Source organism: Nonomuraea sp. B10E15 (assembly GCF_039871615.1).
Lineage (GTDB): Bacteria > Actinomycetota > Actinomycetes > Streptosporangiales > Streptosporangiaceae > Nonomuraea.
Genome location: NZ_JBDPMB010000025.1, coordinates 19,333 through 31,594, shown reverse-complemented (window position 1 = coordinate 31,594; position 12,262 = coordinate 19,333). Strand labels below are relative to the sequence as shown.

5 protein-coding genes are annotated in these 12,262 nt (G+C 74.1%); 3 read left to right on the top strand and 2 right to left on the bottom strand.

Translation table 11 applies throughout. The annotated features are described in order from the left end of the window. Nucleotides 1-30 precede the first annotated feature (30 nt). Complete coding sequence (locus tag ABGB14_RS41910; RefSeq protein WP_347649442.1) at nucleotides 31-1,167, bottom strand: alpha/beta hydrolase; 1,137 nt, start codon at nucleotides 1,165-1,167, stop codon at nucleotides 31-33. Nucleotides 1,168-1,252: 85 nt separating this feature from the next. Next, nucleotides 1,253-2,371 carry a serine hydrolase domain-containing protein gene (locus tag ABGB14_RS41905; protein ID WP_347649441.1) on the bottom strand — a complete coding sequence of 373 codons (1,119 nt, stop codon included), beginning with the start codon at nucleotides 2,369-2,371 and terminating at the stop codon, nucleotides 1,253-1,255. A 107-nt stretch (nucleotides 2,372-2,478) separates the two neighbouring features. Here ABGB14_RS41905 and ABGB14_RS41900 point away from each other — a divergent pair, with 107 nt between their 5' ends. From ABGB14_RS41900 to ABGB14_RS41890, 3 genes are all read left to right on the top strand, one after another. After that, entirely contained in the window at nucleotides 2,479-3,162 is a 684-nt protein-coding gene (locus ABGB14_RS41900; RefSeq protein WP_347649440.1) for a TetR/AcrR family transcriptional regulator, read from the top strand. A gap of 206 nt (nucleotides 3,163-3,368) precedes the next feature. Next, nucleotides 3,369-4,379, top strand: coding sequence for a 3-oxoacyl-[acyl-carrier-protein] synthase III C-terminal domain-containing protein (locus tag ABGB14_RS41895; RefSeq protein WP_347649439.1), 1,011 nt, complete (start codon nucleotides 3,369-3,371; stop codon nucleotides 4,377-4,379). A gap of 134 nt (nucleotides 4,380-4,513) precedes the next feature. Beyond that, on the top strand, nucleotides 4,514-12,223 hold the full coding sequence (locus ABGB14_RS41890) for an SDR family NAD(P)-dependent oxidoreductase (protein ID WP_347649438.1): 7,710 nt from the start codon (nucleotides 4,514-4,516) through the stop codon (nucleotides 12,221-12,223). The last annotated feature ends 39 nt before the right edge of the window (nucleotides 12,224-12,262 follow it).

Genomic DNA, 12,262 nt, shown 5'->3' with positions numbered 1-12,262 from the left:
GATCGGGCGGACCCGGCGTCACCGCGCCGCTCACGCCGCACGCCGCGTCCCCGTCACCGCGATGTGGGTGATCCGCGTCAAGGTGCGGCTGCCGGGCCGCAGGTAGGTGTGATGCCAGGCGTCGCCGGCGTCGACGACTCGTGCCCCGAACCCGGCGCTCACGGGATCGGCGCCGAACCCGAACGGCCCGATCCGCAGGCCGGCGCGGAGGACGTCGTCGTTGCTGCCGAGCGCCGCCCAGACCCGCGCCGACGTGTGCAGGTCGGCTGCCTGTCCGACGCCCAGGCCAGGGCTGCCGGTGACGATGAGATCGCGCACCGGCGAACCCCCCGCGACGGCACGAGCGCACACCACCGAACCATAGCTGTGGCAGACCAGGCTGATCCGCAGGGTTCGCGGCAGCGCGGAGAGGAGGGATCTCAGCCGCCGCGCCCCTCTGTCGGCGGGCCAGGTGGTGAGGATCTCCGGGTGGGCGAGTGACGGGGTGTCGTAGCCCAGCCAGCCGATCACCGCGGTCCCCGGCCCCAGCGCGGCGGCCTCGTCGTAGAGCGCGCGGGCGGCCCGCCCGGGGCTTTCCTGGGAGTCGTCGAAGGCGGCCAGGCTCTGCCCCGAGCCGGGCACGTAGACGATGGCCCTTCGCGCGCCGGCGAGATCTCCTACGACCTCGATCGCCTGGCCCTCACCCTGACGGCTCAACGCCAGGAACTGCCGGCCCGGCCACGCGTCACGTTCGTAGCGTTCCTGGAGCGCGCGGGCGGTGAAGGCGGAGGGAAGGGGCAACTCGGCCGCCACCGGCCGGCAGGCGGCGGCCGTCCCGGCGGCGAGCGCGGCGGCCAGCAGCACGGTCCTGAGCAGCCGCGTGCGCGGGGAAACGGTGGTGCCCGGTTCCCGCGCACGCGCGGCGCGGTCTCGCGAGAGGGGCTCCACGCGTGCGTACGCGATGACGGCGTACGGGCGCACCGGGTGCTCGTACGTGTCGATCTCAACCGGCTCGGCGTCATACCGCCGCGGGTCGGGAACGTGGTGCATCCACTCGAAGAAGCGGCGGAGAAAGCGGCCGTGAACGGAAGCGGGCAAGAGGGAGGCGGCTCGGAAGAACATCCTGTGCAGGCGAGCGCGGACGTCGGGCATGTATGCCAGCCTGCTGACGCCGGTGCCGCGCTTCATCGGCGTCAGGAACGATCTCTCGCCGGGACCTGGCTCCCGCCACCGCGGCGTCTGCGGTACTCCGGACCCGAGGGCTCCGGGGGGATCAACCGCCCATCGCCACTCCGTAGAGGGCCGCGAGCGCGTCGTCGATGGGATGGGGCTGCGGTTTCCCCGAGGCGTCGAGCCTGTTCCACCTCTGCAGGTTGAGCGCGACGGACATCTGCCGCCCGCCGTCGGCGCGCGTCATGGACAGTGTCCCGCCACCCCAGACCGTGCCGCCGTGACCCCAGAAGGTCCCGCCGCCGGGGACCTCCGTCGGGTGCAGGCCGAGACCGTAGTCGATCACCTTTCCCTCCTGGGAGACGACCGGGACGGTGCGCTGCATCTGCGCCAGCGACGACGGGCTGACGATCTCCCCGGCCAGCAGCATGCCGAAGAAGCGGTTGAGATCCGCCATCGTCGATATCAGCGAGGCCGAGGGCCCCACCCACGACATGTCGTAGACGCTGTAGTCGCGCGGCGGGTCGATCATGCCGAACCACGCCTCGTAGATCTGCGAGTGCGGCCCGTGGACGTGCGGTCCGTCCGGGAAGCGGGTGTCCGGCAGCCCGGCGCGGTCAATGACGTTCCGGGTGATCAGCTTCTCCGCGGGAACGCCGGTCACGTGTTCCAGGAGCCGGCCGAGCAGCAGGTAGTTGGTGTTGGAGTACACCCCGGGGGTGCCGCCCGGCGCGCCGACGGCGGGCGCCGTGACTCCCATCTCGATCAGATCGGCGGGCTGGAACCGCGTGAGCCGGTGGTCGTCCAGGCTTTGCGGCCCCGTGTCCGCCAAGGAGGGGAACGCCTTGAGGGACGGGTAGGCGTGCGGGAGGTATTCGGCGAGGCCGCTGGTGTGGTTGATCAACATCCGGACCGTGATCGCGTCGCCGCGGTCTCCCGGGACCAGCCGCGGCAGGTAATGGCCGATCGGCGTGTCCAGCCCGATCTGGCCGCTCTCGACCAGCTGCAGCACCGCGGCGGCGGTGAAGGTCTTGGTGATGCTGCCGACGCGGTGCCGCATGTCGGCCGTGACGGGACGGCCGGTGGCGACGTCGGCGACCCCTGCGGCGCCCCGCCAGACCTGGTCGCCGTCACGCACCTCGGCGAACACTCCGGGCACTCCCGCGCGGTGGACGTTCTCCATGGCGGTTCGCAGCGCCACGGCGTCAAGGGGGTCGGTCACGATGCGTGTCCTCTCGTCATGAGTGGATGGACGGTCTCCCCATTATGCACGCGGTGCGTGCAACGGTGGGTGCATAGGTTAGGTTGGGTTCGGATGAGAGGGGTGACATGACAGGCCGACGGCGTTGGTCGACCGAAGAGATCCTGGACACGGCGGCGGAGCTGCTACGCACGAGCGACGCCGAGTCCTTCAGCGTGCGCCGGCTCGCCGCAGCCCTGGGGACCGACTCCTCCAGCCTCTACCGGCACTTCCGCAACAAGACCGAGCTGTTGCGCGCGGTCACCGACCGCATCCTCATCGCCGCCATGGACGGCTACCACCCCGAGGGCGACTGGAAGCAGCGCATCACCACCGTGGCCACCCGGTTGAGGGAGGCCTTCGGCCGGCATCCCCAGGTCGCCGTGATCTGGGCACGCTACGTCTCGGGCGGCACCGGCTCCCGGCTCGTCATAGAGGAGACGCTGACGGCCCTGCGGGCGTCGGGCCTGCCCGACGAGGAGATCCCGGCGCACTACCACCGGCTCGCGATCCTCCTCGCGGCGTTGATCTCCTCCGAGGCGGCGGCCGGCAGCATCACCGCCGAAGAGCACGAACAGGGCCTCGAGTCGTTCCGCGTCGCGGTGCTGGGCGCCGACCCCGCGCGCTTCCCCGCCCTGGCCCGTTTCTCCCGCGACATCCGCCCCCTGTCCGACAACCGCCACGCCGTGTTCGAAGCGATCCTCGCCGCCCAGCTCAGCGCGATCGAGGCCAGGATCCCCCGGCCCGCGCCGGGCTCCGGAACCGGAACCTGAACGCGCCGGCTCCCCGAGCCCTCGTGACCGCGCGGGTCAAGGCCGGGCAAGCAAGGTCGTCTCCTCGGCGGTTCCCCTAGGTCCGCGGCCGGATCCTGCCTATCGTGAGCGCCTGTTTCCTAGGAGAGCGGACGCGGCATGCTCGATCGGCGATCTCGGAGCCGCCGCGCGGCCATGCGGTCCGTACGTGTGCAGGGCGGAGCGGAATGAGCAAGTCACGATACTCCCGGGTGGCGGGGGTGGCGGCGCACCTGCCGGCGGACAGCCTGACGACGGAGCAGCTGGAAGACCTGCTGGCCGAGCGCAACCCCGGCATCGACGTTCCGCGCGGCCTGATCGAACGGCACAGCGGGGTCAGGCGCCGCCATGTCGCCCCGCCGGAGTGCATGGCATCGGACCTGGCGGCGGAGGCGGCGAGCCGGCTGCTGCGGCAGACCGGGCACACGCCGCCCTCGATCGACCTGATCATTTACGCGGGCGTGTCCGGCGACGCCGTCGAACCCGCGACGGGACACATGGTGGCGGCCAAGCTGGGCGCCGGCTGCCCCGTCTTCGACGTGCGGGACGCGTGCAACAGCGTCCTGCGGGCGATTCACCTCGCCGACGCGCTCATCACCGCCGGCCATCACCGCACGGTCCTCATCGTCTGCGGCGAGGTCATCACCTCGAGCATCCGGTGGCACGTGGAGTCGCAGGAGGACTTCGAGCCGGCGATCCCGTCCTACACGGTCTCGGACTCGGGCACGGCGCTGCTGCTGGAGCTCAGCGGCACCCCTGGCGTGCTCGGGCACGCGTTCGGCGCGAACTCCGCGGACTGGCGGGCCTCCATCATGCCGTTCGTCCGCGACGCCTCCGGCGGGTTCCGCACCGGGCCCTTCACCATCGACTCCGTGGGCCTGGCCATCGGCGTGCAGAAGCTGGACTTCGGCGTGCTGCGGCAGCCCCTGGCCGAGCGCGGGCTCGGCTGGGACGACATGGACGTGGTGTGCGTGCACCAGCCGTCGCTGGCGGCGCTGCACTGGGGCTGCGAGCTCATGGGAGCCTCCCCGGGCAGGGCCGAGGTGACGATCGTCGACCACGGCAACCTCGCCGCCTCCACGCTGCCGATGCAGTTGCACCTGGCCGAACGGGCCGGCCGGCTCAAGCGGGGCGACCTCGTCGCCCTGGTGGGCGTGGCCAGCGGGCTCAGCGCCGGCACCGTGCTGCTGCGCTGGTAGGAGCCGCGGAGGGCGCATCGCCCGATCGGCGCGTACGGAACCGCCGCGCCGTGGCGGGCTCACTCGTTGCGGTCCCCGCTCTCATCGCATAGTAGTTGATCGTTTGCGATGAGTGACATCGAGGGAGCTGGCGGATGAGCGGTACCAAGGGGACAGACACGGCGGTGGCGGTGATCGGCGTGGGCTGCCGGCTTCCGGGCGGCATCACCGACATGAACGGCCTCTGGCAGGCCCTGGAGCAGGGCTCCGACCTGGTCGGGCAGGTGCCGCCCGACCGCTTCGACGCCGACCGCTTCGTCGACGAGCACACGCCCCGCCCGGGCAAGAGCTACACGCGGGCCGGCGGATTCCTCGACGACATCGCCGGCTTCGACGCCGCGTACTTCAAGATCTCGCCCAAGGAGGCGGCCGCCATGGATCCCCAGCAGCGCCTGCTGCTGGAGATGACGGCCGAGGCGCTGGACGACGCGGGCGTGGACCCGGCGGGCCTCGCCGGAAGCGACACCGCGGTGTTCGTCGGCATCTCCGACACCTCCTACGGCTTCCAGCAGATGCTGGAGAAACAGGACGTCACCCCGTACACCATGGCGGGCGCCACGCTGTCGATCGCGGCCAACCGCATCTCCCACACCTTCGACCTGCACGGCCCCAGCATGGCGGTCGACACCGCGTGCTCGTCCTCCCTGCTGGCGGTGGAGCGCGCCTACCGGACGCTGCTCGCGGGCACCAGCAGGCTGGCGCTGGCCGGTGGCGTGAACGTGCTGGTGTCGCCCGGCAGCTTCACCGGGTTCAGCCAGGCGCAGATGCTCTCCCCCACGGGCCGGTGCGCCGCCTTCTCCGCCGGTGCCGACGGCTTCGTACGGGCCGAGGGCGGCGGCGTGGTGGTGCTGAAACGGCTGGCCGACGCGCTGGCGGACGGCGACCGTGTCCACGGCGTCATCGTCGGGGCCGGCACCAACAACGACGGCCGCACCATGGGGCTGGCTCTGCCCAACCCCGAAGCGCAGGAGGCGCTGCTGCGCCAGGTGTACGGGCCGGACGCGCTCGACCCGGACGACCTGGTGTACGTCGAAGCGCACGGCACCGGCACCCAGGCCGGGGACCCGGCCGAATGCGAGGCGCTCGGCCGGGTGCTCGGCCGCGGGCGCGCGCGGGGGCCGTTGCCCATCGGGTCGGTCAAGTCCAACCTCGGCCATCTGGAGCCGGCGTCGGGCATGCCGGGACTGTTCAAGGCGCTGCTGGTGCTGCGGCACGGCAGGATCCCCGCCTCCTTGCACGCGGAGGAGCTCAATCCGCGCATCGACTTCGACGGCCTCAACCTGTCGGTGGCGACGAGGGCCACCGCGGTGAGCGCACCCGGCGGCGGGCGAGCGCTGGCGGGGGTGAACAGTTTCGGTTTCGGCGGCAGCAACGTGCACGTCACCCTCACCACGCCGCCCCCGCCGGCGCGCCTTCCCGGGCCTGCGCCGAGCCCGGGGACGACGCTGCCGGTGCTGGTGTCGGCCCGGACGGACACGGCGTTGCGGCAGGCGATCGAGCGCACCGCCGACCGTCTGACGCGTCTGGGCGACGACGAGGAGGCCTGGTACGACTGCGCCTACACCTCCACCCGCCGCCGGGGCGGCCACCCGCGCCGGGCGGTGGCGCTGGCGGACTCGCCCGCGCAGGCGGCCAGGGCGTTGCGCGGCCTGCTGGCCGATCAGCCCCGCACGGGCGGCCCCGAACGGGCACAAGGCCCGGACCGGACGGCGGGCCCCCAGCGGGCGCAGGGCCCCGGGCAGGCGGCGAGCTCCGAGCAAGCGACCGGCCAGGAGGCACAGGACGCTGAGCGAGGGCGGGGCGTGGCGGCGGTGGTGGACGCGGCCGAGCACGGCCGGGTGGTGTTCGTCTTCTCCGGCAACGGCTCGCAGTGGGCGGGCATGGGCGCCGACCTGCTGGCCACCGACGAGACCTTCCGCGCTGCCGTGCGGGAGGCCGACGCCGCGCTGCGGCCTTACCTCGGCTGGTCGGTGCTGCGCGAGATGGAGCGGCCGCCCCGGCAGTGGCGGTTGTCGGCGACGGAGGTCGCCCAGCCCCTGTTGTTCGCCGTACAGGCCGGGCTGCTGGCCGTGTTGCGCGCGGCGGGTGTCCACCCGGAGGCCGTGCTGGGCCACAGCGTGGGCGAGGTCGCGGCCGCCTACGCCGCCGGAGCCTTGTCGCTGGAGCAGGCCGCGCGCGTGATCGCGGCACGCGGCACGGCGCAGGCCGCCACGATGGGAACGGGCCGGATGGCCGCCGTCGGGCTGCCGGAGGAGCGTGCCCGCGCGGTGCTGGCCCGCTGTCCGGACGTGGAGGTCGCGGCGGTCAACACCGATCGCGACGTCACGCTCGCCGGGCCGGAGGGGCAGCTCAAGCAGCTCGGCGCGGACCTGGAGGCGGACGGCGTGTTCGTCCGCCACCTGGACCTCGACTATCCCTTCCACAGCGCCGCCATGGACGCCGTCCGCGAGCCGCTGCTGCGCTCCCTCGACGGGCTGCGCCCCCGTTCGGGCGGCGTCACGCTGCTGTCCACCGTGACAGGGCGCGAGCTGGACGGAAGCGAGCTGACGGCAGGCTACTGGTGGCGCAACGTCCGCGAGCCGGTACGGTTCGCGGACGCCGTCGACGGCGCGCTGGCCGGCGGCCACGACGTCTTCGTGGAAGTGGGGCCGCATCCGGTGCTCCGCTCCTACCTGCGCCGGATGACCGCGCGGGCCCGCCGGCGGGCCTGCGTGGTGCCGACCCTGCGCCGCGAGCAGCCCGCCGCCGTGCCGGCCACGGTCGCCGAGATCATCGCCGCCGGCGCCCAGCTCGACTGGGACGCCTACTTCCCGCGCCCGGGCCGGGTCGTGTCCCTGCCGCCCTACCCGTGGCAGCGCGAGCGGTACTGGATCGGCGGCCCTGACACGTGGGTGCGCTCCAGCGGCACAGGAGCGCTGCAACATCCGCTGCTGGGCGAGCGCCTGCCGGCCCCGCACCCCACCTGGCACGGCCCGATCGAACGCACGCTGGCGCCCTGGCTGGTCGACCACCGCGCGGGGGGCGTGCCCGTCCTGCCCGTCACCGGATACATCGAGATGGCGTTGTCGGCCGCCAGGCTGGCCATGCCGGAGGCCGGCGAAGCCGTGGAGGTCGACCGTGCGGCCGTCACCCGGGCGCTGGTGATCCCCGAGTCGGCCGACGCCCGGCCGCTGTACGCGCAGACGTCGTTGACGCCCGAGACCGGCGCGGTGGTCGTGACCAGCACCGACGATCTGGCGCTGCCGCCGCAGGAGCACTTCAGGGCACGTGTACGGCTGCTGCTTCGGCCCTGCCCGCCGCCGCTGGACCTGGCCGCGCTGCGTGCCCGCGTCACCGCCGAGGCCGACGTGGACGCCTTCTACCGGGACACCGCCCGCGGCGGGATGGCCTACGGGCCCTCCTTCCGGGTCCTGACCGGCCTGCGGCTGGGCGAGGGTGAGGTGCTGGCCGCCTACAGCGTGCCCGCGCAGGCCGAAGGCCGCTACCACGTGCACCCGGTGCTGCTGGACAGCGCGCTGCAGGCAGGGGTGGCCTGGCTGGTGGAGACCATGCTGCGGGGCAACGCCTTCATGCCCTCGGCCATCGGCGCGGTGCGGGTGTGGCGCGCCCCGGCCGCGGAGGGCGTCCTGCACGTACGCGAACGCGCGCGCGGCGACGACGAGGTGTGCTGGGACATCCTGGTGGCCGACCCCGACGGCACGGTCACCGTCGAGGTGGAGGGATGCCGGCTGCGGCGCACCCAGCTCAGCACGGTCCTGCCGCTGGAGCACTTCCGCACCGAACTGCGCGCCCTGCCGCACGAGAACACGCCCGCCGCGCCATGGCCGCTGGCCGGCCCCGTGGAGATCGTCGACGCGGTCGCCGGCAGGCTCGCCGATCTCCGTTCGGCCTGGCGGGCCCTGGACCACGGCCGTTTCGCCGACCGTGCGGAGGCGTCGTTCGCCGTCGCCCTGGCCGCCGCCCTGGAGGACGTCGACTGCCCGGCCGGCCGGGAGATCGGCGTGACCGACCTGGTACGGGCAGGGGTGACGGGCCGCGGCGTGGCGATGGTGCAGCACGCCCTTCCGCTCCTGGAACGGCACGGCCTGGCCCGGCGCCTGGGCGAGGCACGTTTCGAGCTGGCCGGCCCGCACCGCGACGGCCCGGCCGCCGGACCGGCCGCCGGACCGGCCGGGCGGGACGGGACGGCGGCGTTCTTCGGGCAGGCGACGCCGTTCGCCGCCGAACAAGCTCTGACCGCGCTGTGCGTCCGGCACCTGGTCCCCGTCCTGCTCGGCGAGGACGACCCCGCCGAGCTGCTGCATTCCGGCGGGGGCGCCGAACTGCTGGACCAGGTGCACGACATCGCTCCCCTGTGCCTGCACGGCAACCGGCTCATTCGCGCCCTGGCCGGGGAGATCGCCGCACGCTGGCCGGCGGACCGGCCGCTGCGCGTCGTGGAGGTGGGCGCGGGGACCGGCGGCACGGCCGCCATGCTGCTGCCGGTCCTGCCCGCCGACCGTACCCGCTACCTGGTCACCGACGTCGACGAGGTGGTCCTGGCGCGGGCGCAACGGCGGCTGGCCGGGTCGGACGTCGTGGAGTTCCGCCGCTTCGATCTCGACGCCGGCCCCGCCGAGCAGGGCCTGCCTCCTGGCTCCTTCGACCTGGTGATCGCCGCCCACACCCTGCACCGCTCCGCCGACCTCGCGGGCACGCTCGCCCGCCTGTCCGGGCTCCTGGTGCCGGGCGGGCTGCTGCTGGCGGTCGAACCCCACCGGCCGCCCGTCGCGGCCTACGCCGGGATGCTGCCCGGCTACTGGGGCAACGCCGACCGCGAGCTGCGGCCGCACTCGCCGCTGGTCGAGGCCGGGCGCTGGCCGCAGGTGCTGGCCGAGGCGGGATACCGCGAGGTCGCGCACCTGACCGATGACGACGATCCCGGGCGCGCGGCGTACTCGCTCCTGCTGGCCGCGGCGGCCGGAACGGTCCCTGCCCCGCAGCGGCTCGCGCTCGACGCCGCGCAGACCTGGATCGTCATCGCCGGCCACGCGGAGAACGACGCGGACGACCCGTCCCAGGTTCCAGCCCACGACCGCGCGCCCGCGCTCGCCGAAGGTCCGGCGCACGGGCACGCGCTGGCGGACGCGCTGGGGGACCTGATCGCCGGGCAGGGCCACGTCGAGCGGGCGGGCGCCGGAGAGGACGCGGCGCGGTTGCTGGGGCGGGTGCCGCAGGGGGCCACCGCCGTCACCTTCGTCCTCGTCGTGGAGAGCCCGGCCGGCCGGCGCGGCGCCGCCTGCCCGCCCGAGGCCGTCGTCGAGGAGATCGCCGGCCACATCGCCACCGTGCGCGCCGTGGCCCAGGCGTGCGCCCAGCTCCCGCCGTCCACAGCGGCGACGTTGTGGCTGGTCACGGACGAGTGCGCGGCCGTGCCCTGCCCCGGCCCCGGCGGCGGGGACACGCCGGTGGCCTCGGCCGTGTGGGGGGCGACCCGTACCCTGGCCAACGAGCAACCCCGCTTGACGATCCGGCGGGTGTCGGCGCACCGCGGCGGCGGCGCCGCCGAGCGGGTGTACGGCGAGCTCGCCCGCCCCGGGCATGAGGACGAGATCGTCCTGACCGGGCAGGGCCGCTTCGTCCCCCGCACGCGGCACACTCCGGCCCGCCCGCCCCGGCCCGCCGAAGGCGGTGGCCACCGGCTGGCGGTGCGCGATCCCGGGCCCGCGTACCGCCTGGTCTGGGAGCCGCTGTCGCCGCCGTCGCCCGGGCCCGGTCAGGTGCTGGTCGAGCTGCGGGCGGCGGGCCTGAACTTCCGCGACCTGGTCCACGCCGTCAACCTGCTGCCCGGCGAGGCGCTCGAGGGCTTCTACGGCGGCTTCCCGCTGGGGCTGGAGGGCGCCGGTGTGGTCGCCGCCGTCGGCCCGGACGTGACGGGCGTGCGCCCCGGCGACCGCGTGATGACGGCGCAGGCCGTGGGCCTGGGCACCCACGCCGTCGTCCCGGCCTGGGCGATCATGCCGGTGCCGGGGCGCATGAGCTTCACCGAGGCCGCCTCCATGCCCATGGCCCACCTGACCGCCCATGCCGCGCTGCGCACGGCCGGCCGGCTGCGGGCCGGTGAGACGGTGCTGGTCCACAGCGGCGCCGGCGGCGTGGGGCTGGCGGCGATCCAGTACGGCCGTCGCGTCGGCGCCCGCGTGATCGCCACCGCCGGCACCCGCGCGCGGCGCGACTTCCTGCGCGCCCACGGCGTCGAGCACGTGTACGATTCCCGCAGCCTGGACTTCGCCGAGCAGATCATGGAGCTGACCGGCGGGCGCGGCGTGGACGTGGTGCTCAACTCGCTGATCGGCGAGGCGCTGATCCGCAGCATGGAGATCCTCGCGCACGGCGGCCGGTTCATCGAGATCGGCAAGCGTGACATCTTCGCCGACCATCGGCTGCCGATGCGTCCGTTCGGCAACAACACCGCTTTCATCGGCCTGGACGTGGGCACGCTCATCACCCAGGAACCGGACCGGTCGGCCCGCGTGATGGCCGAGCTGGCCGGCGATGTGACCGCCGGGCGGGTCACGCCGCTGCCGCACACCGTCTATCCGGCCTCCCGCGTCGCGGACGCCTTCGCGGCGATGCGCCACTCGCGGCACATCGGCAAGATCGTCGTCTCGTTCGGCGGCGGTGACGAGTCCGTCCTCGTCGAGGCGGAGCCGCGCGCGCCGCGGTTCGACCCCCGCGGCACCTACCTGGTCAGCGGCGGGCTGGGCGGGTTCGGCGCGGCGACGGCCCGCTGGCTCGCCGCCCGCGGCGCCCGCCGTCTGGCGCTGGTCGGCCGGCGCGGCATCGACAGCCCCGAAGCGGCCGGTCTGCTGCGCGACCTGGCCGAGCTCGGGGCGGACACGCACGTGTACGCGGCCGACGTGAGCGATCGGGCGGCGATGACCCGCGTCGTCCAGGAGGCACGGGCGGAGGGCCGGCCGCTGCGCGGCGTCGTCCACGCGGCCATGCACCTCGACGACGGCCAGATCGGCGACCTCACCGATGACCGGATCGCGCCCGTGCTCCAGCCCAAGATCGCCGGGGCGCTGGTCCTCGACGACGTGACCCGGCAGGAGGAGCTGGACCTGTTCCTGCTGTACTCCTCGGTCACCACCACGCTCGGGCATGTGGGACAGACGTCGTACGTGGCCGCCAACCAGTTCATGGAGGCGCTGGCGCGCCGCAGGAGAGCCCGCGGCCTGCCCGCTCTGGCGGTCTGTCTGGGCGCGCTGGCTCAGACCGGCGTCGTGGCACGCGGCGCGGGCGACAGGCTGGCCGCGTTCGGGGTCGAGGCCATCAGCCCGCGGGAGGCGTTCACCGCGATCGAGGACATGCTCGCCGGTGGAGCGGACGTGGCCGGGGTGGGCCGCTGCGACTGGAGCCGGCTGCGCCAGGTCCTGCCCGCCCTGGACCGGCCGCGGATGTCGCCGGTCATGCCGGCGTCGATGCGGCAGGAGGACGTCAGCCCCGAGCAGATCGCCAGGGAGCTGGAGGCGATGGACGCCGGTGAGGTGCTGGCCTCCCTCACCGAGCACATCCCGCGGATCCTGGCGTCGATCCTGCAGATGCCGGCCGAGCAGATCGCCCACGATCGCAAGCTGGAGGACTACGGGATGGACTCCCTGATGGGCGCGCAGGTGCTGGCCTCGCTTCGCCACCAGTACGGCATCGACATCCCGCCGATGGAGATCCTGCGCAGCGGCGGCACGGTCGCCGACCTCGCCGGTCTCGTCCTGGAGCGGCTGCGGCCGCAGGCGGCCCGGGACACGGCGGCGCCCGGCCAGTAGACGCCGCCCCAGGGGAAAGCGCGGGAGAAGGACCGCCGC